The organism is Streptomyces sp. NPDC059142 (genome assembly GCF_042755665.1).
GTDB lineage: Bacteria > Actinomycetota > Actinomycetes > Streptomycetales > Streptomycetaceae > Streptomyces.
In genome coordinates, this window is sequence record NZ_JBHZDA010000001.1 from 95,016 (window position 1) to 114,728 (window position 19,713).

The following is a 19,713-nucleotide window of genomic DNA, read 5'->3' on the forward strand; positions in this document are numbered from 1 at the left end:
CGCCGGCCGGGCTCGGTGCCGGGTCTCCGACCCGGGTCCCGTGCGACGGACTCGGCGGAAGGGGTGCCCCTCTGTGCGGCGGGGCGCCCCTTCCGTCCGTTCACGTCCTCGTGTGCGCGTCCCCCGGAGAGCGGGAAAGCGGAAAAGTGCTGGAAGCCTCAGCCCGCGGCGGCGATACGGTCGCCGGCCGCCGCCTTTCTCAGCTCCACCTCGCGCCGCCTGCGGCGCGCCAGCACCACCCGGCGCTCGGCCGCCGTCAGCCCGCCCCACACCCCGTAGGGCTCGGGTTGGAGCAGCGCGTGCTCCTGGCATTCGAGCATCACCGGACACCGGGCGCAGACCCGCTTCGCGGCCTCCTCCCGCGCCAGCCTCGCGGCTGTCGGCTCCTTGGAGGGGGCGAAGAACAATCCGGCTTCGTCCCGACGGCATACAGCCTCCGAATGCCAGGGTCCGGCCTGGTCCTCCCGAGCGGGACTCCGCTGGGTGGGAAGGGCGGCCACCTGGAGGGGCTGATGCGGCAGTTGCAGCACGGTCTACTCCTGACGACGGCTTCGCGAGCGAGAGACGATGCAGCTTTCCCTACCCGCTGTGCGCACGCCTATGCACTGAGTGGCACCCAGTTCGGGTGTCCGGAACGCCGTACGGAATTTCGGACATCGGGACCCAACCGACCGTCTCTGGCCGGAAATCGGCTGCCCCGGTACGGGAGTGACGGCGGCCGGGGCGCGGAGACGTCAGTGACCGAGGTGCTTACGGAGAGCGTCGTTGACCAGATTCGCGATCCACTTGCCGCGCTTCGGTTTGGCCTCGACATTGCCGAAGACGGAAGTGCCGTTCACCACGACCGTGGGCGCGTCCCGGTCGGAGGCCTCCAGCGTCCGGACCTCGAAATTGCCGAAGACCCCGTTGCCGTTGCCGCGCAGCGTGATGTTCTCCGGAACCGTGATCTCCACATTCCCGAAAATGGACGTCGCGTTGATCACGGTGACCCGCTGGCCGAAGAGTGCCTCTGTCAGGTCGATCTCGACATTGCCGAAGAGCGCGAACGCGTTGACCTTGGCGCCAATACGCCAACGCCCCTTCCGCGTCGAACTGCTGAAAATCGCGATCATGTTCTCGGCGGGGGCCGCCGGGTCCTCGGGCCCGTAGCCGTAGCCGCCGCCCGTGCCGCGCGCCGGTGCCGCGGCGCGGCCGTCGGCACCTGGGGCCGGCAGGTCCCGTACCAGCGGCTCCAGTTCACCGACCGTCTTCGCGCGGTAGACGGCGTCGATCCGCTCGCCGTGCTCCTCGGCGTCCAGGCGGCCCTCCGCCAAGGCCTCCCTGAGGATGTCAGCGGTCCTGTCCCGGTCGGCGTCGGAGGCGCGGAAACCCGCGGGCCCGGGCTCCGCCGGCGCGACGGGCTTCCGTTCGGCCGGCTTCTGAGGCTGCTGAGGCTGCTTTTCGAGGTCCACGTCCACAGCGTAGCGAAACGCGATAGATCGCGACTAGGGCCCGTACCGTGTCGGTCGGCTCCGGCGGGGCCCGCCGCCCTTACCGGGCCTTACTGAGCCTTACCTCACAGGAGCGGTGTCGGTGGCGCGCCCTAGGCTGGAGCGTGCCGCAGCCAATGGGGGCCGCGCCGCCGTCTGTCGAGTGAGGAATGGCCGTAATGCCGGAATTTGCGTACTCCGATCTGCTTCCGCTGGGGGAGGACACCACGCCCTACCGCCTGGTGACCGCCGACGGGGTCTCCACCTTCGAGGCCGACGGGCGTACGTTCCTCAAGGTCGCCCCCGAGGCGCTGCGCACGCTCGCCGCCGAGGCGATGCACGACATCTCGCACTACCTGCGCCCGGCCCACCTCGCGCAGCTCCGCCGGATCGTGGACGACCCCGAGGCGTCGTCGAACGACAAGTTCGTGGCGCTCGACCTTCTGAAGAACGCGAACATCGCGGCGGCGGGCGTTCTCCCCATGTGCCAGGACACCGGTACGGCGATCGTGATGGGCAAGCGCGGCCAGCAGGTGCTGACCGAGGGCGGCGACGAGGAAGCCCTTTCGCACGGAATCTTCGACGCGTACACGAAGCTGAATCTGCGCTATTCGCAGATGGCCCCGCTCACCATGTGGGAGGAGAAGAACACCGGCTCGAACCTGCCCGCGCAGATCGAGCTGTACGCGACGGACGGCGGCGCGTACAAGTTCCTTTTCATGGCGAAGGGCGGCGGCTCGGCCAACAAGTCGTTCCTGTACCAGGAGACGAAGGCGGTGCTGAACGAGACCTCCATGATGAAGTTCCTGGAGGAGAAGATCCGTTCGCTGGGCACCGCCGCGTGCCCGCCTTACCATCTCGCGATCGTCGTCGGCGGTACGTCGGCGGAGTTCGCGCTCAAGACCGCGAAGTACGCCTCGGCGCACTATCTGGACGAGCTGCCCGCCGAGGGCTCCCCCACCGGTCACGGATTCCGTGACAAGGAGCTGGAGCAGAAGGTCTTCGAGCTGACGCAGCGGATCGGGATCGGCGCCCAGTTCGGCGGCAAGTACTTCTGCCACGACGTACGGGTGGTGCGGCTGCCGCGGCACGGCGCCTCGCTGCCGGTCGCGATCGCCGTCTCCTGCTCGGCCGACCGCCAGGCCGTCGCGAAGATCACCGCCGAGGGTGTCTTCCTGGAGGAGCTGGAGAAGGACCCGGCGCGCTTCCTGCCGGAGACCACGGACGAGCACCTGGGCGAGGGCGAGGGGGAGAACGCGGGCGGCGACGTCGTACGGATCGACCTGCGCCGTCCGATGGACGAGATCCTCGCCGAGCTGACCAAGTACCCCGTCAAGACCCGGCTCTCGCTGACCGGTCCGCTGGTGGTGGCACGCGACATCGCGCACGCCAAGATCAAGGAGCGGCTGGACGCCGGCGAGGAGATGCCGCAGTACCTGAAGGACCACCCGGTCTACTACGCGGGCCCGGCGAAGACCCCCGAGGGGTACGCCTCCGGCTCCTTCGGCCCGACGACGGCCGGCCGGATGGACAGCTACGTCGCGCAGTTCCAGGCGGCGGGCGGCTCCAAGGTGATGCTCGCCAAGGGCAACCGCTCGCAACAGGTGACCGACGCCTGCGCGGCGCACGGCGGCTTCTACCTCGGCTCGATCGGCGGCCCCGCGGCCCGGCTGGCGCAGGACTGCATCAAGAAGGTCGAGGTCGTCGAGTACGAGGAGCTGGGCATGGAGGCGGTCTGGCGGATCGAGGTCGAGGACTTCCCCGCGTTCATCGTCGTGGACGACAAGGGCAGCGACTTCTTCACGGAGCCCGCCCCGGCGCCCACCTTCACCAGCATCCCGGTCCGCGGCCCCGGCCTCGGCTGACCGTCCGTGGGGGGCCGCGCGGCCCCCCGCGCCCCCGGACGGCCCCTTCCGGTGCGGAAGCGGGCCGTCCGGGAACACATCGGATCGGCCCGACGCTCCCCTCACAGGAGGTACGACGACGATGACGACCGATGAGAACCAGTACCGGACCGAGCACGACTCCATGGGCGAGGTACGGGTCCCCGCGCACGCCAAGTGGCGCGCGCAGACGCAGCGCGCGGTGGAGAACTTCCCCATCTCGGGCCAGCGGCTGGAGCGTACGCACATCGAGGCACTGGCCCGGATCAAGGCCGCCGCCGCCAAGGTCAACGCCGGGCTCGGGGTGATCGACCAGGACGTCGCGGACGCCATCCAGGAGGCCGCCGCCGAGGTCGCGGAGGGCCGCTGGGACGACCACTTCCCGGTGGACGTCTTCCAGACGGGCTCCGGCACTTCCTCGAACATGAACACGAACGAAGTGCTCGCCACGCTCGCCACCGAGCGGCTGGGCCGGGACGTCCACCCCAACGACCACGTCAACGCCTCGCAGAGCTCCAACGACGTCTTCCCGTCCAGCATCCATGTGGCCGCCACGGCCGCCGTCACCGGCGCGCTGATCCCGGCGCTGGAGCATCTCGCCGCCTCCCTGGAGCGCAAGGCGGAGGAGTTCGCCGACGTCGTGAAGTCGGGCCGTACGCACCTCATGGACGCCACGCCCGTCACCCTCGGCCAGGAGTTCGGCGGTTACGCGGCCCAGATCCGGTACGCGGTGGAGCGGCTGACCGCGTCGCTGCCGCGCCTGGCCGAGCTGCCGCTGGGCGGTACGGCGGTGGGCACCGGCATCAACACCCCGCCCGGCTTCTCCGCCGCCGTGATCGCCGAGGTGGCGCGGGCGACCGGGCTGCCGCTGACGGAGGCCCGCAACCACTTCGAGGCGCAGGGCGCCCGGGACGGGCTCGTGGAGACGTCCGGCCAGCTCCGTACGCTCGCCGTCTCGCTCACGAAGATCTCCAACGATCTGCGCTGGATGGCGTCGGGCCCGCGCACCGGCCTCGCCGAGATCGCCCTGCCCGACCTCCAGCCCGGCTCCTCGATCATGCCCGGCAAGGTCAACCCGGTGATCCCGGAGGCCGTTCTGATGGTCGCCGCGCAGGTCACGGGCGCGGACGCGACGATCGCCGCGGCCGGCGCCGCCGGGAACTTCGAGCTGAACGTGATGCTCCCGGTGATCGCCAAGAACCTCCTGGAGTCCGTACGGCTGCTGACCAACGTCTCGCGGCTGCTGGCGGACCGTACGGTCGACGGGATCACCGCCGACGTGGAGCGGGCCCGCGCGTACGCGGAGTCGTCGCCGTCCGTCGTCACGCCGCTGAACAAGTACCTCGGGTACGAGGCCGCCGCGAAGGTCGCGAAGAAGTCGCTGGCGGACCACACCACGATCCGCGAGACCGTGCTGGCGCTCGGGTACGTGGAGCGCGGCGAACTCACCCTGGAGCAACTCGACGAGGCCCTGGACGTCCTGCGCATGACACATCCGTGAACGGGTGCGGTGGAGCCGGCAACGGCCCGGCACCGGCCGCGCACACCCCGTAAGATCCCTCCATGAAGGAGACGGCGGCGAACGAACACTGGGCGGCGGGCACCCAGATCCTGTGGCGGTACCGGGAGAACGCCGGGGAGGGCGTGCACATCTGCCGCCCCGTCACGGTCGTGCAGGACACGGACGAACTGCTCGCGGTGTGGCTGGCCCCGGACACCCCGTGTGTCCGGCCGGCCCGCGCGGACGGCGCCCCGGTGCACCACGAGCCGCTGGCGACCCGCTACACCGCGCCGCGCACCGTGGTGCGCGACCGGTGGTACGGGATGGGCGTGCTGAAGCTCGCGCGCCCCGGCGACCCGTGGTCGGTCTGGCTGTGGTGGGAGCGCGGCTGGCGCTTCCAGAACTGGTACGTGAACCTGGAGGAGCCCCGCACGCGCTGGGCCGGGGGCATCGACTCCGAGGACCACTTCCTCGACATCGAGGTCTATCCGGACCGGAGCTGGCGGTGGCGCGACGAGGACGAGTTCGCGCAGGCCCAGCGCGACGGCCTGATGCCCCCGGACCAGGCGCGGCGGGTCGAGGCGGCCGGGCGCGCGGCGATCGAACTGATCGACGCGTGGGGCACCCCGTTCCGCGACGGCTGGGAGCACTGGCGCCCCGAGCCGCACTGGCCGGTGCCCCGCCTCCCGGACGGCTGGGACCGCACCCCGGCCCGGCTGGTCACCTGAGGCCCGGCACGGCCGCCCCGCGGGCGTTGTCCCGAGGGGCGCCGGGCCCCCCTTCGAACATTTCCCTGAGTGCGCCGCGGTGCCGCACGAGGTGACTGGTGGCGGGCCGCACGCCTGCCACGGGGGACGGATTCGGGTCCGGGTAACCGCCCCGGCGCATACGACCTCATGAGATCCTTGATGTGCCCCCAGGGTGCAAACGTAGGATCGTCCTCCGGAACACCGCGTCCGGTCGCGTCCGGTCGCAGCCCCGTGGCATCCGTCAACGGGGTGACCCCGCAGCCGGCCTGACCACCAGTCACCACACGACACACGCACCACTGTTGACCGCTACGACCGCACGCCACAACGACAGTGACTCACTACGAGGGGAGTGGAGCCGTGCGCCAGGGCTGTCACCCAGTCGAAGAGAGCGCATCGCACCCCCGGCCCGGACGGACGGAATCCCACGCGTGACGGAGCATCCCCCCTCCCACGAAGGCCGGCAGCCCCTGGTTGCCCGGCAGCAGGAACGCACCAGGCCGCGGCAGGAGTCCGCCGCCTCCGTGCCACAGCCCGCCGGGCCCGCCCCGGACCCCGCCGCCACGGCCCGGCGCGAGGGGGACCGGCTGCGCTTCGTGGGGGCCGCCACCCGGCGGATCGCCCGCGGCATAGACCTGGACGAGATCGTGCTGGGCCTGTGCCGCGCGACCGTACCCACCTTCTCGGACGCCATACTCGTCTATCTGCGTGATCCCCTGCCGGTCGGCGACGAGCGCCCCGTGTCCCCGTTCGTGCTGCGGCTGCGGCGTACGGACCGGCTGCGCCTGACCGAGGAGGATCCGGAGAACCCCACGAGCGGCGCGCTGCCCCCGCAGATCACCGAGGGCCTGCGGCTGCCGATCCTCGATCCGCAGTCCGACGCGATGCCGGCGGCCGAACTCTGCGAGGTCTTCTCCGGCGGCGCGCTCTCCGAGGTGCTGCGCGGGGTCCGCCCCGTCTTCGGCGACTCGGCGGCGGCCAGGGCCGCACTGCCCGAACTGCTCGGCGCCGACCGCATCGTCCCGACCGGGCACCGCGCGATCCTCGCGCCGCTGCGCGGCCGGCGGCGGGTCATCGGCGCGGCCGTCTTCCTGCGCCGCCCCGACCGCGCGGCCTTCGAGCCGAACGATCTGCTGGTCGCGGCGCAGCTCGCCACCCACACGGCGCTGGGCATCGACAAGGCGGTGCTGTACGGGCGCGAGGCGTACATCGCGGACGAGCTGCAACGCACGATGCTGCCGGAGAACCTGCCGCAGCCCACCGGTGTACGGCTCGCCTCCCGGTATCTGCCCGCCGCGGAGACCGCCCGGGTCGGCGGCGACTGGTACGACGCGATCCCGCTGCCCGGCAGCCGGGTCGCGCTGGTCGTGGGCGATGTCATGGGCCACTCCATGACCTCCGCCGCGATCATGGGCCAGCTCAGGACGACGGCGCAGACCCTGGCCGGTCTCGACCTGCCGCCGCAGGAGGTGCTGCACCACCTCGACGAGCAGGCGCAGCGGCTCGGCACCGACCGGATGGCGACCTGCCTCTACGCGGTGTACGACCCGGTCGCGCACCGGATCACCATCGCCAACGCGGGCCATCCGCCGCCCATACTGCTGCATCTCGGCGGCCGGGCGGAGGTGCTGCGGGTGCCCCCAGGGGCGCCGATCGGCGTCGGCGGCGTGGACTTCGAGGCCGTCGAGCTGGACGCGCCCGCCGGGGCGACCCTGCTGCTCTACACGGACGGTCTGGTCGAGTCCCGGCTGCGTGACGTGTGGACGGGGATCGAGCAGCTCAGGGAGCGGCTGGCGGCCACCGCGCAGCTCACCGGGCCCGATCACTCGCCGCCGCTGGAGGCGCTCTGCGACGACGTGCTCGACGTGCTGGGCCCGGGGGACCGCGACGACGACATCGCGCTGCTCGCCGCCCGCTTCGACGGGATCGCGCCGAGCGACGTGGCGTACTGGTTCCTGGACCCGGAGGACGCGGCGCCGGGGCGGGCCAGGCGGCTCGCCCGGCGGGCGCTGGCCCGGTGGGACCTGGAGGAGCTGAGCGACGCGGTCGAGCTGCTGATCAGCGAGGTGGTGACGAACGCGGTGCGGTACGCGGAGCGTCCGGTGACGCTGCGGCTGCTCCGTACGGACGTACTGCGCTGCGAGGTGGGCGACGATTCGCCGCAGCTCCCCCGGCAGCGGCGCGCGCGGGACACGGACGAGGGCGGCCGGGGGCTGTTCCTGGTCAACCGGCTGGCCCGGCGGTGGGGGGCCACCCGGCTCTCGACCGGCAAGGTGGTCTGGTTCGAGATCCCGACCCGGGTGTGAGGGGCCGCGTGGCCCGGGCCGGCGCCCGGGCACGGGACCCGTGGGGCCCGGCCGCGCATATGTTGCCGACAAGGTGTCGCCGGGTTTAGCTGGGGCACGCGGCCAGTAGTGACCGCTGCCCCGGCCCGGGACGTATCGGGGACCTCCCCGGACCTCCGGGCCTCGGCTCCCCGACCCCCGACGGGAGGACATATCGTGGCCGCCTCATCCCCCAAGACGCCGTACACGACCAACAACGTCGGTATCCCGGTGGAGAGCGACGAGCACTCGCTCACCATCAGCTCCGACGGTCCCATCCTGCTCCAGGATCACTACCTCATCGAGAAGATGGCCCAGTTCAACCGTGAACGGGTCCCCGAGCGTGTGGTGCACGCCAAGGGCGCGGGCGCGTACGGCTTCTTCGAAGTGACGAACGACGTCAGCCAGTTCACCAAGGCCGACCTCTTCCAGCCCGGCCGGCGTACGGACATGCTGGCCCGCTTCTCCACCGTCGCGGGGGAGCTGGGGTCGCCCGACACCTGGCGCGACCCGCGCGGCTTCGCGCTGAAGTTCTACACGGAGCACGGCAATTACGACATGGTCGGCAACAACACGCCGGTCTTCTTCGTCCGCGACCCGATCAAGTTCCAGGACTTCATCCGCTCGCAGAAGCGCCATCCGGCGACCGGTCTGCGCAGCAACGACATGCAGTGGGACTTCTGGACGCTGTCGCCCGAGTCCGCGCACCAGGTGACGTGGCTGATGGGCGACCGGGGCATCCCGAAGTCGTTCCGGCACATGAACGGCTACAGCTCGCACACCTATATGTGGGTGAACGGCGCGGGCGAGCGGTTCTGGGTGAAGTACCACTTCAAGACCGACCAGGGCATCGACTTCCTCCCGCAGGCCGAGGCCGACGAGATGGCCGGCTCGGACGGCGACCACCACCGCAGGGATCTGTACGAGTCGATCGAGTCCGGGAACGCGCCGACCTGGAGCCTGAAGGTCCAGATCATGCCGTTCGAGGACGCGGCCACCTACCGGTTCAACCCGTTCGACCTGACCAAGGTGTGGCCGCACGGCGACTACCCGCTGATCGACGTCGGCCGGATGACCCTGAATCAGAACCCGGACAACTTCTTCGTCCACATCGAACAGGCCGCGTTCGAACCGTCGAACCTGGTGCCCGGCATCGGCCCGTCCCCGGACAAGATGCTGCTCGGTCGGCTCTTCTCGTACCCGGACACGCACCGGTACCGGATCGGCCCCAACTACACCCAGCTCCCGCCCAACCGGGCGCGCTCGGAGGTGCACTCGTACGCCAAGGACGGTCCGATGCGGTACGAGGCGTCCAGCGCGGCGATGCCGTACGCGCCGAACTCGTACGGCGGTCCGGCGGCCGACGTGGCGCGGTTCGGGGACCCGGCCGGGTGGGCCTCGGCGGGCGAGATGGTGCGCGAGGCGTACAAGCTGCACGCCGAGGACGACGACTGGGGCCAGCCGGGCACGATGGTGCGCCAGGTGTTCGACGACGCGCAGCGTGAGCGGCTGGTGGGGAACGTCAGCGGCCATCTCGCGCAGGGGGTGACCCGTCCGGTGGTGGACCGGGCGCTCCAGTACTGGCGGAACATCGACAAGGAGATCGGCGACCGGATCGCCAAGAAGACCAACGGCGGCTGAGCGCGCCCGGCAGACGCGAGGACGCCCGGCACGCGCGAGAACGCCCGGCACGCGCGAGGACGCCTGGCAGACGCGAGGACGGAGAGGGGCGGGCACCCGGTGGGTGTCCGCCCCTCTCCTACGCGCTCGTGTGCGCTACTGGCCCCACGGGGGCCGTCCCGTGTTGGTCGGCCCGTCGCCGGGGAAGCCGGTCTCCCCGCCGTCGGTGGGGGTGACGTCGTCGGTGGGCGTCGGGAAGACCGGCGACGTGGTGGGCGGATCCGGGATGCTGGGCTCGCTCGTCGTGACGGACGGCTCGGGATCCGGGGAGGTGGTCTCGGACTTCGAGGGCGTCGGGGTCGGCGTCGGGGTCGGGGTCGGGGTGGACGGCTCGACCGTCGGGGTCGGCTTGACGGGCTGCGTGACGTCCAGGTCGAACGGGGTGTCGGAGCCGCCGTCGAGCGCGCCGCGGGTGTAGTCGGCCCAGATCCTGGCGGGGAAGCCACCGCCGTTGGCCCGGCCGGAGTTGGCGGTTCCGGTCAGCGTGACCTGGCCGCCGCCGTCCTTGGGCGACTCGCCGAACAGCGCGACGACCGTGGTGAGCCGCGGGGTGTAGCCGGCGAACCACGCGGACTTGTTGTTCTCCGAGGTGCCGGTCTTGCCCGCCGCGTCGTAGTCCGTGGTGTCGGCCTCGTGGCCCGAACCGTTGTCGACCACGCCCTGGAGGACATGGGTGACGGTGTCGGCGGTCTCGCGGCCGACGACCTGGTCGCCGACCGGGTCCGCGAGTTCGACCGTACGGTCCTTGTGGTCGGCGGACTTGACGATCGACGGCGTGATCTTCTTGCCGTGGTTGTCGAGCGTCGCGTACACCCCGGCCATGTCCCAGGTGGAGGCGTTCATGGTGCCGAGGGTGATCGCGGGCCGCTCCGGGAAGCCCTTGTCCCGCATGCCCATCGCCAGGGCGGTCTTCTTGACGGCGGCGGGCCCGACGTCCACGACCATCTGCGCGAAGACGGAGTTGATGGACTGGTTCATGGCGGTCTGGACGGTGACGTCGCCGTAGTCCCGGTCGTCCTCGTTCTCCGGGGCGAAGGGGGTGTCGCTGCCCTCGACCGGACGCTTGCTGGTGCCGTCGTAGACGGTGCCGGTGTCGATCTTCCGGCCGTCCTGGGTCTCCGCGCCGTTCTCCAGCGCGGAGGTGAGCACGAGGGGCTTGAACGTGGAGGCCGGCTGGTAGTCGGAGCGGGTGGCGTTGGATATCCAGTGCTGGGTCGCGCCCACGCCGCCGTAGAGCGCCACCACGTGCCCGGTCTTCGGGTCGACGGAGGTCGCCCCGGCCTGGACGGTCGCGTCCGTGGCGTTCTTCTTGCGGTTGATCTTGGACTCCAGCTCCCGGTCGACCGCCTTGACCAGGGACTGCTGCCGCTTCCTGTCGATGTTGAGGGTGATCGTCCAGCCGCCCTGGGCGATGGACTCCTTGTCGACGCCCTGGCGTGCCAGTTCGTCCTGCGCCGCCTCGACGAGATAGCCGGTCTGGCCCTCCATGCCCGGGGCCGCCTTGGGCTCCTTCGGCACGGGGAACTTCAGCCCGGAGCGCTCGGAGGCGTCCAGCCAGCGCTGTCCGACCATGTTGTCGAGTACGTAGTTCCACCGCTCGGTCACGAGCCGCTTGCCGCGGGCGGTGGCCTCGGACCAGTTGTACTGGTTGGGCGCCTGGAGCAGCGAGGCGAGGTAGGCGCCCTGCGCCACGTTCAGCTTGGGCGCGTCGACGCCGTAGTACGCCTGGGCCGCGGCCTGGATCCCGTACGCGCCGCGTCCGTAGTAGCTCGTGTTGATGTACCCGGCGAGGATCTCGTCCTTCTCCTTCTGCCGGTCCACCTTCAGGGAGATCACCAGCTCCTTGAGCTTGCGGGTGACCGTCTGGTCCTGGTTCAGGTAGTAGTTCTTGACGTACTGCTGGGTGATGGTCGAGCCGCCCTGCCTGCCCTTGCCGGTCAGGGTGTTGAAGACGCCGCGGGCCGTGCCCTTCAGGTCGATGCCGTTGTCCTTGTAGAAGGACTTGTTCTCGGCGGCGACGAAGGTGCGCTGGACCTGCTTGGGGATCTGGTCCAGGCCGACGATCTCACGGTTGACCTGTCCGGTACGGGCGAGGATCGTGCCGTCGCTGTACTTGTAGACGTTGCTCTGCATCTCGGCCTGGGCGTTGGCGCTGGGCACCGGGACGACCATGTAGAGCACGAACAGCCCGCCCATGCCGAGCAGGCAGAGGACGAAGAAGGTGCCGAGGAGTTTCCGCAGCGTGAAGAGGCGGCGTATGCCGCCCTTGCGGCCCGTCCGGCGCGCGTCGCGCTGCCGGGCCAGTCTCTCGTCCGCTCGGCCCATCGCCGTGTCGCTCCGCTCTCGTGTCAGGTCACCTGTCGGGTCGTCCGTACGGACTCGTTCACGGCGCTCCCCCACCGGAATCAGCTCAGAAAGCTAACACCGGTGCCTGTGACAAAGGCCAACCGATCCGGTCTTTTGGGACGTGACAATCAGCACCCATCCCACTGGAACCGACTCCTCTGAGCGCCAAAGGGTTGCCGGATGGGTTAATGTGTAATCACATTGATAGCGACCGCCACTCGGCGGGACGGATCGGAAACGGGGAACGAACATGGCCTCCACCAGCACGAGTACCGGCACACCCGGCGCACCGGACACCGCGGGAACCCCCGACGGCGCTCCGGAGATCCCCGAGCCACAGGTGCGGGAATTCCCGGCGCACAGCATCGGCGGCGGGCTCGCGCTCCTCCTCGGCCTGGTCGGTGTCGTCGTCGGCGTGGTCCTGGTCGTCGCGGGCGCCGCGGCCGGCTCGGGCGGCGCGAAGGCGGTATTGATCATCCTCGGTGTCCTGGTCGCGATCGGCGCGCTCTTCGCGATGGGCGGGCTGAACATGGTCGCGCCGGGCGAGGCACGGGTCGTCCAGCTCTTCGGGCGCTACCGCGGCACGATCCGTACCGACGGACTGCGCTGGGTCAACCCGCTGACCTCCCGCACCGAGATCTCGACGCGGGTACGGAACCACGAGACGGCCGTCCTCAAGGTCAACGACGCCTACGGCAACCCGATCGAGCTGGCGGCGGTCGTGGTCTGGAAGGTCGAGGACACCGCGCGGGCCACGTTCGAGGTGGACAACTTCCTGGAGTTCGTCTCCACGCAGACCGAGGCGGCCGTACGGCACATCGCCATCGAGTACCCGTACGACGCCCACGAGGAGGCCGGGCTCTCGCTGCGCGGCAACGCCGAGGAGATCACCGAGAAGCTCGCCGTCGAGCTGCACGCCCGGGTGGAGGCGGCCGGGGTCCAGATCATCGAGTCCCGCTTCACGCACCTCGCGTACGCGCCCGAGATCGCCTCGGCGATGCTCCAGCGCCAGCAGGCGGGCGCCGTCGTCGCGGCCCGCCGGCTGATCGTGGACGGCGCGGTCGGCATGGTCGAGGCGGCGCTGACCCGCCTCACCGAACAGGACATCGTCGAGCTGGACTCGGAGCGCAAGGCGGCGATGGTGAGCAATCTGCTCGTCGTCCTGTGCGGGGACCGCGCCGCGCAGCCGGTCGTGAACACGGGCACGCTCTACCAGTGACCGGGGGCGAGCAGGGACCCGAACCGGCGGCCGCGCGGGGCCGCGCGCCCGGCGGCCGGCCGGAGCGCAAGCAGGTGCTGCTGCGCCTGGACCCGACGGTGTACGACGCGCTGGCGCGCTGGGCCTCCGACGAGCTGCGCAGCGCCAACGCGCAGATCGAGTTCCTGCTCCGCCGCGCCCTGGGCGAGGCGGGCCGGCTCCCTGGCAACGCGGCCCCGATCCCGCGCCGGGGCCGCCCGCCCAAGGCACGGCAGGAGCCAGGGGATCCCCGGGAGGCCCGGGAGGCCGAGTAGGCGGTACGGGGCTCCTCGGGCCCCGCACCGTACCGGCGACCCCGCCCCGGGGGCCGGGGACCGGGTGCCTCCCGGCCCAGAGGCCGCGCTATACACACGCTGTAGAGTGCGGTCCATGTCAATCGGCCACACCCTCCTCGGACTCCTGGAGTCGGGGCCACGCCACGGCTACGACCTCAAGCGGGCCTTCGACGACCAGTTCGGCCAGGACCGCCCCCTCCACTACGGACAGGTCTACTCGACCATGTCCCGGCTGCTGAAGAACGGGCTCGTCGCCGTCGACGGCGTCGAGAGCGGCGGCGGCCCCGAGCGCAAGCGGTACGCCATCACCGACGCCGGGGTCACCGATGTCGAGCAGTGGCTCGACCGGCCGGAGAGCCCGCAGCCGTACCTCCAGTCGACCCTCTACACGAAGGTCGTCATCGCGCTGCTCACCGGCCGCAGCGCCCAGAGCCTGCTCGACACCCAGCGCGCCGAGCATCTGCGGATGATGCGCGAGCTGACCGCCCGCAAGCGCGACGGCGACTTCGCCGACCAGCTCATCTGCGACCACGCGCTCTTCCACCTCGAAGCCGATCTGCGCTGGCTCGAACTGGTCGCGGCCCGGCTGGACCGGCTCGCCGCCGAGGTCGGGCCATGACATCCGCCGGCGCGGGCCCCCTGCTCGTCGCCCGCGCGCTGCGCAAGACGTACGGCGCGACCGCCGCCCTCGACGGGGCGGCGTTCTCGCTCGGCCCCGGCGAGGTCGTCGCCGTCCTGGGCCCCTCGGGCTCCGGCAAGTCGACCCTGCTGCACTGCCTCGCCGGGATCGTCCGCCCCGACTCGGGCACCCTCACCTACCGGGGCCGCGACCTGACCGCCCTGGCCGACGCCGAGCGCTCCGCCCTGCGCCGTACCGAGTTCGGCTTCGTCTTCCAGTTCGGGCAGCTCGTACCGGAGCTGACCTGCGCGGAGAACGTGGCGCTTCCGCTGCGTCTGGCCGGCGCCCGGCGCAAGGACGCCCAGCGCGCCGCGCTGGAGTGGCTGGAGCGGCTGGAGGTCGCCGACGTGGCGGCCAAGCGGCCCGCCGAGGTGTCCGGCGGCCAGAGCCAGCGCGTCGCGGTCGCCCGCTCCCTGGTCACCGCACCGCGCGTGATCTTCGCGGACGAGCCGACCGGGGCGCTCGACTCCCTCAACGGCGAGCGGGTGATGGAGCTGCTGAGCGAGGCGGCCCGATCGACCGGCGCGGCCGTCGTCCTGGTCACCCACGAGGCGCGGGTGGCCGCGTACTCGGACCGCGAGGTCGTCGTACGCGACGGCAGGGCGCACGACCCGGTGCACGCGCCCGCGCACGCCCCGGAACCCGCCCCGGCGTACCGCCAGGACCCCGCGGGATGACCGTCCAGAGCCCTCCCGCGTCCCCGCCCCGCCCCGCGTCCCCGCCCGCTCCCCCGGGTCGTCCGGTGCGCTGGGCGCGCGATCTGGCGATGGGCGTACGGTTCGCCGCGGCCGGCGGGCGCGAGGGGTGGACCCGTACCACCCTGACCGCCCTCGGGGTCGGCCTCGGGGTCGCCCTGCTCCTCTTCGCCGCGTCCGTACCGCAGGTGATCGGCGCGCGGGCCGAGCGCGAGAACGCCCGCGCCCCCGCCGACGTCACGTCCCTCTCCCCGGTCCCCCCTACGGACGCCACGCTCGTCCGTCTCGACGTGACCAACGAGTACCGCGGCGACACCGTCCGCGGCCAACTGCTCCGCCCCGACGGCGCCCACCCGCCGGTGCCGCCCGGCGTCGCCGAACTGCCGGGCCCCGGCGACATGGCGGTCTCCCCCGCCCTGCGGGACCTGCTCGCCTCGCCGGACGGCGCGCGGCTGACGGAGCGCCTCGGCCACCGGGTCGTCGCCACGATCGGCGAGCGCGGTCTGACCGACCCCTCCGAACTCCTCTTCTACGCGGGCAGCGACACCGTCACTCCTGCCAAGGGCGGTCAGCGGACGGCCGGTTACGGCTTCGACACCGCCCCGGAGGAAGCGGACGCCGTGCTGATGACGCTGATCACCCTGATCTGTGTCGTCCTGCTCGTGCCGGTGACCGTCTTCATGGCCACCGCCGTCCGGTTCGGCGGCGAGCGCAGGGACCGCAGGCTCGCCGCGCTGCGGCTGGTGGGCGCCGACATCGGGACGACCCGGCGCATCGCCGCCGGGGAGGCCCTGTTCGGCGCGGTCCTCGGGCTGCTGACCGGCGGCGTGCTCTTCCTGCTGCTGCGGCGGTTCGCGGGCGGGGTCCAGGTGTGGAACCTCAGCGCGTTCCCCGCCGACATCGTGCCCGTCCCCGCCGTCGCCGCGCTGATCGTGGTGGCCGTACCGGCGCTGGCGGTCGCCGTGACGCTGCTCGCGCTGCGCGCGGTCACCATCGAACCCCTGGGCGTCGTCCGGGGCGCCGGGCAGCGGCGTCGGCGGCTCTGGTGGCGGCTGCTCTTCCCGGCCGTGGGGCTCGCCGTGCTGATCCGGACGCGGACGTCCGTGGACGCCGAGCGCCTCCCGGGGGACGACCACGCGTATGTCGACCCGTATCCGGTCGCGGTCGGCGCGGCCCTGCTGCTGATCGGGCTGACCGCGCTGCTGCCCTGGCTGGTCGACGCGTCGGTGGCCCGGCTGCGCGGCGGCGGCCCGGTGTCCTGGCAGCTCGCCGTGCGCCGGCTCCAGCTCGGCGGCGGTGCGGCGGCGCGCGCGGTGAGCGGGATCACCGTGGCGGTCGCGGGCGCCGTCGCGCTCCAGATGCTGTTCGCGGGCGTCCACCAGGGCTTCCGCGGGGCCACCGACGAGGACACGGTCCGCTCGCTCCTCGCCGTCGACGCCCCGTACGGAGATCCGGCGCTGGCCGCCCGGCTGACCGGCCGTCTGGAGGCGCTGCCCGAGGTACGGACGGTCCTCGCCCTCATCGAGACGTACGTGGCGCGGCCGGGACCCGTACCGGAAGGAGGGAGCCGGCCCATCAGCAGCCTGACGGTCGCCTCCTGCGCGGGCCTGCGCCAAGTGGCGGCGCTGCCGTCCTGCCGCGACGGGGACACCTTCGTCGCGCACATCCCCGGGAACGCGGAGCAGAACGACTGGGCCGACCGGACGGCCCGCCCCGGCGAGCCGGTCGACCTCGACACCCGTTCCGATATGCGCGGCGCGCGGCCCGAGCTGTGGACCCTGCCCGCGTCGGCCCGTACCGTGCGGGCGCTGCGGGGCCCGCACGGCGACCCTCAGACGGGCATCCTCGCCACCCCCTCCGCGGTGGACGCGCGGCTGATGGCCGACGGGCGGACCCGCGCGATGGTGCGGATGGCCGACCGGAGCCCCGCCGCCGAGGAGCGGGTACGGGACGCCGCCGCCCGGGTGGACCTGTCCCTGCGGGTGTCGAGCGCCCAGGTGGTCGAACGGGACAAGGCGTTCGACACCGCGGGGACGGCGCTGCTGGCGGCCGGTACGGCGACGATGGCGGTGGTCGCGCTCTCCCTGCTGGTCGCGCAGATCGAGCAACTGCGCGAGCGGGCGCGGCTGCTGTCGGTCCTGGCGGCCTTCGGTACCCGGCGCTCCACCCTCGCGTGGTCGGTGCTCTGGCAGACCGCCGTCCCGGTGGTGATCGGCACGGTGCTGGCGATGGCGGGCGGGCTGGTCCTCGGGGTCGTCATGCTGGACCTGATGGACAAGCCGTACACCGGATGGTGGTCCTGTCTGCCGCTGGCCGGCGCGGGCGCGGGGGCCGTTCTGCTGGTGACGGTGGCCACGCTGCCCGCGCTGTGGCGGCTGACCCGGCCGGACGGCCTGCGCGCCGAATGACGGGGCCCCGGCGGCTCAGAGCCTGCCGGAGGCCCGCCGCTGCCCCGGTACGGGGCCCTGAGGGGCGTCCCGTACGGGGTGGGGCGGCGCGGCGGGCGGGGTGTCGTCCCGTACGGGCCGGGGCGTGGCCACCCGTACGGGAAGGTCCCGCAGCGCGGTCCTGAGCGCTTCCGCGAACGTCGCGAACTCCTCGCCGCGGGCCGCGCCCGTGCGCATGGCCAGCGCGATACGGCGCGAGGGGGCCGGAGCCTCGAAGCAGGCGGTGGCCAGCCGCCCGCTGCGGCCGGTCTCGACCTGGACGGCGGTACGGGGCAGCAGCGTCACGCCCAGTCCGCCCGCGACGAGTTGGACCAGGGTGGAGAGGCCCGCCGCGGTGGTCGTCGCGGGGATGCCGTCCGTGCGGCCCGCCTCGCGGCAGATGTCCAGGGCCTGGTCGCGCAGGCAGTGGCCCTCGTCCAGGAGCAGCAGGGGAAGCTCGCGCAGCGCCTGGCGCGGCAGGTCGTGGCGGCCGGCCAGGGGGTGGCCGTCCGGGGCCACCAGAACGAAGTCCTCGTCGAACAGCGGCAGTTCGGTGACGGTGGGCTGGCCGAGCGGTACGGCGAGCAGCAGCAGGTCGAGGCGGCCCGTGGTCAGCCCTTCGAGCAGGGACGCGGTCTGCTCCTCGTGCACCTGGAGATCCAGGTCCGGGTAGCTCCCCCGCACCAGCCGCAGCACCGTCGGCAGCAGGTACGGCGCCACGGTGGGGATGACCCCGAGCCGCAGTACCCCGGTGAAGGGGGCACGTACCGCCTCGGCCTCGTCCAGCAGCGCGCCCACCTCGCGCAGGACGGCGGCGGCGCGCTCCGCGAGCCGTTCGCCCGCCGGGGAGAGCAGCACCTTACGGGTCGTACGCTCCACGAGCTGGACGCCGAGGACCTCCTCCAGCGCGGAGAGCGCGCCCGAGAGCGCGGGCTGGCTCATCCCGATGGCGGCCGCGGCGTCCCGGAAGTGGAGATGCTCCGCGACGGCCGCGAAGGCGCGCAACTGGGACAGGCTGGGCTGTTTCCCCCGCTGGGGAGTTGGTACGACGGCCACTGATAGGTACCTCCGATCACGGCGACCGAGTCTAGCTATTTCCGTGATCAATACCGAATGTGCCACCATCAGTGATAAGCCCAACCCCCTGGAAAGCCTCAAAAGGTACTTTCCTCCCCTGCAAGGAGAGCACGTGCTCACTGTTGGTGACAAGTTCCCCTCGTACGAACTGACCGCCTGCGTCTCGCTGGAGAGCGGCAAGGAGTTCGCGACGATCGACAACAAGACGTACGAAGGCAAGTGGCGCGTCGTCTTCGCGTGGCCCAAGGACTTCACCTTCGTGTGCCCGACGGAGATCGCGGCCTTCGGCCGGCTGAACGACGAGTTCGCCGACCGTGACGCCCAGATCCTCGGCTTCTCCGGCGACTCGGAGTTCGTGCACCACGCCTGGCGCAAGGACCACCCGGACCTGACCGACCTGCCCTTCCCGATGCTCGCGGACTCCAAGCACGAGCTGATGCGCGACCTGGGCATCGAGGGCGAGGACGGCTTCGCGCAGCGCGCCGTCTTCATCGTGGACCCGAACAACGAGATCCAGTTCACGATGGTGACCGCCGGTTCCGTGGGCCGTAACCCCAAGGAGGTCCTGCGGGTCCTGGACGCGCTCCAGACCGACGAGCTGTGCCCGTGCAACTGGACCAAGGGCGAGACGACGCTCGACCCCGTCAAGCTCCTGTCGGGCGAGTGAGCGCGGATGTCACTCGATGAGCTGAAGTCGGCGCTGCCGGAGTACGCCAAGGACCTGAAGCTGAACCTCGGTTCGGTCATCGGCAACAGCGAGCTGTCGCAGCAGCGGCTCTGGGGCACGGTGCTGGCCTGCGCGATCGCCTCGCGCTCCCCGCGCGTGCTGCGCGAGCTGGAGCCGGAGGCCAGGGAGAACCTGAGCGCGGAGGCGTACACCGCCGCCAAGTCGGCCGCCGCGATCATGGCGATGAACAACGTCTTCTACCGGACCCGGCACCTGCTGTCGGACCCGGAGTACGGGACGCTCCGCGCCGGACTGCGGATGAACGTCATCGGCAGGCCGGGCGTGGAGAAGGACGACTTCGAGCTGTGGTCGCTCGCCGTCTCCGCCATCAACGGCTGCGGCCAGTGCCTCGACTCGCACGAGCAGGTGCTGCGCTCGGCGGGCATGGACCGCGAGACGGTCCAGGAAGCCTTCAAGATCGCCGCGGTGATCCAGGCGGTCGGTACGACGCTGGACGCCGAGGCGGTCCTCGCGGAGACCGTCACCGCGTAACCGCCCCACCGCGTACGGCCGTCACGCGTCCTCGCCCCCCCGCGGGGGGGCGGGGCGGCGGGGCCGGAGGCCGGGGCGGATGCGAGTCGCGGGGGCAGCGGGCCCGCGCAAAGCGAGGAGTCTGGTGCGAGG

General features: G+C 71.8%; 16 protein-coding genes. 12 read left to right on the forward strand and 4 right to left on the reverse strand.

Annotation, left to right across the window (positions count from 1 at the left end; genetic code table 11):
• Window positions 1-158: 158 nt before the first annotated feature.
• Both ACFXPK_RS00440 and ACFXPK_RS00445 read right to left on the reverse strand, forming a co-directional pair.
• Window positions 159-530 (reverse strand): WhiB family transcriptional regulator, encoded by a 372-nt coding sequence (locus ACFXPK_RS00440; protein WP_365808065.1) that lies wholly within the window; start codon window positions 528-530, stop codon window positions 159-161.
• A 204-nt stretch (window positions 531-734) separates the two neighbouring features.
• Complete coding sequence (locus ACFXPK_RS00445) at window positions 735-1,451, reverse strand: DUF1707 domain-containing protein (RefSeq protein ID WP_385069973.1); 717 nt, start codon at window positions 1,449-1,451, stop codon at window positions 735-737.
• Window positions 1,452-1,648: 197 nt separating this feature from the next.
• Between ACFXPK_RS00445 and ACFXPK_RS00450 the strand changes: the two genes are divergently transcribed.
• From ACFXPK_RS00450 to ACFXPK_RS00470, 5 genes are all read left to right on the forward strand, one after another.
• The gene (locus ACFXPK_RS00450) at window positions 1,649-3,334 is read left to right on the forward strand and encodes a fumarate hydratase (RefSeq protein ID WP_385000230.1); all 1,686 of its coding nucleotides are present in this window, start codon (window positions 1,649-1,651) and stop codon (window positions 3,332-3,334) included.
• A gap of 121 nt (window positions 3,335-3,455) precedes the next feature.
• The gene (locus ACFXPK_RS00455; protein ID WP_385000233.1) at window positions 3,456-4,853 is read left to right on the forward strand and encodes a class II fumarate hydratase; all 1,398 of its coding nucleotides are present in this window, start codon (window positions 3,456-3,458) and stop codon (window positions 4,851-4,853) included.
• Window positions 4,854-4,915: 62 nt separating this feature from the next.
• A complete protein-coding gene (locus tag ACFXPK_RS00460) occupies window positions 4,916-5,581 on the forward strand; it encodes a DUF402 domain-containing protein (protein WP_385000237.1) in 666 nt (221 codons plus the stop codon).
• A 452-nt stretch (window positions 5,582-6,033) separates the two neighbouring features.
• Complete coding sequence (locus ACFXPK_RS00465) at window positions 6,034-7,908, forward strand: SpoIIE family protein phosphatase (RefSeq protein ID WP_385069977.1); 1,875 nt, start codon at window positions 6,034-6,036, stop codon at window positions 7,906-7,908.
• 195 nt (window positions 7,909-8,103) lie between these two features.
• Complete coding sequence (locus ACFXPK_RS00470; RefSeq protein ID WP_385069979.1) at window positions 8,104-9,567, forward strand: catalase; 1,464 nt, start codon at window positions 8,104-8,106, stop codon at window positions 9,565-9,567.
• 135 nt (window positions 9,568-9,702) lie between these two features.
• Here ACFXPK_RS00470 and ACFXPK_RS00475 read toward each other — a convergent pair whose 3' ends face one another.
• A complete protein-coding gene (locus tag ACFXPK_RS00475) occupies window positions 9,703-11,931 on the reverse strand; it encodes a transglycosylase domain-containing protein (RefSeq protein ID WP_385069982.1) in 2,229 nt (742 codons plus the stop codon).
• A 271-nt stretch (window positions 11,932-12,202) separates the two neighbouring features.
• On the opposite strand from ACFXPK_RS00475, the gene ACFXPK_RS00480 reads away from it, so the two are divergent.
• The 5 genes from ACFXPK_RS00480 (at window position 12,203) to ACFXPK_RS00500 (ending at window position 17,267) form a co-directional block, all read left to right on the forward strand.
• Window positions 12,203-13,171 carry an SPFH domain-containing protein gene (locus ACFXPK_RS00480; RefSeq protein WP_385000249.1) on the forward strand — a complete coding sequence of 323 codons (969 nt, stop codon included), beginning with the start codon at window positions 12,203-12,205 and terminating at the stop codon, window positions 13,169-13,171.
• Entirely contained in the window at window positions 13,168-13,464 is a 297-nt protein-coding gene (locus ACFXPK_RS00485) for a hypothetical protein (protein WP_385069985.1), read from the forward strand. Before ACFXPK_RS00480 ends, ACFXPK_RS00485 begins: the two co-directional genes overlap by 4 nt.
• Window positions 13,465-13,579: 115 nt before the next feature.
• Complete coding sequence (locus tag ACFXPK_RS00490; protein WP_385000255.1) at window positions 13,580-14,104, forward strand: PadR family transcriptional regulator; 525 nt, start codon at window positions 13,580-13,582, stop codon at window positions 14,102-14,104.
• Window positions 14,101-14,841 carry an ABC transporter ATP-binding protein gene (locus tag ACFXPK_RS00495; RefSeq protein ID WP_385069988.1) on the forward strand — a complete coding sequence of 247 codons (741 nt, stop codon included), beginning with the start codon at window positions 14,101-14,103 and terminating at the stop codon, window positions 14,839-14,841. The genes ACFXPK_RS00490 and ACFXPK_RS00495 overlap by 4 nt, the downstream gene beginning before the upstream one ends.
• Complete coding sequence (locus ACFXPK_RS00500) at window positions 14,838-17,267, forward strand: FtsX-like permease family protein (RefSeq protein ID WP_385069990.1); 2,430 nt, start codon at window positions 14,838-14,840, stop codon at window positions 17,265-17,267. Before ACFXPK_RS00495 ends, ACFXPK_RS00500 begins: the two co-directional genes overlap by 4 nt.
• Before the next feature lie 15 nt (window positions 17,268-17,282).
• Here the strand turns inward: ACFXPK_RS00500 and ACFXPK_RS00505 are convergent, their stop codons facing one another.
• Window positions 17,283-18,341 carry a LysR substrate-binding domain-containing protein gene (locus tag ACFXPK_RS00505; RefSeq protein ID WP_385069993.1) on the reverse strand — a complete coding sequence of 353 codons (1,059 nt, stop codon included), beginning with the start codon at window positions 18,339-18,341 and terminating at the stop codon, window positions 17,283-17,285.
• A 133-nt stretch (window positions 18,342-18,474) separates the two neighbouring features.
• Between ACFXPK_RS00505 and ACFXPK_RS00510 the strand changes: the two genes are divergently transcribed.
• Both ACFXPK_RS00510 and ACFXPK_RS00515 read left to right on the forward strand, forming a co-directional pair.
• Entirely contained in the window at window positions 18,475-19,029 is a 555-nt protein-coding gene (locus ACFXPK_RS00510; RefSeq protein ID WP_385000267.1) for a peroxiredoxin, read from the forward strand.
• Window positions 19,030-19,035: 6 nt separating this feature from the next.
• On the forward strand, window positions 19,036-19,581 hold the full coding sequence (locus ACFXPK_RS00515) for an alkyl hydroperoxide reductase (protein WP_385000270.1): 546 nt from the start codon (window positions 19,036-19,038) through the stop codon (window positions 19,579-19,581).
• Window positions 19,582-19,713 lie beyond the last annotated feature (132 nt).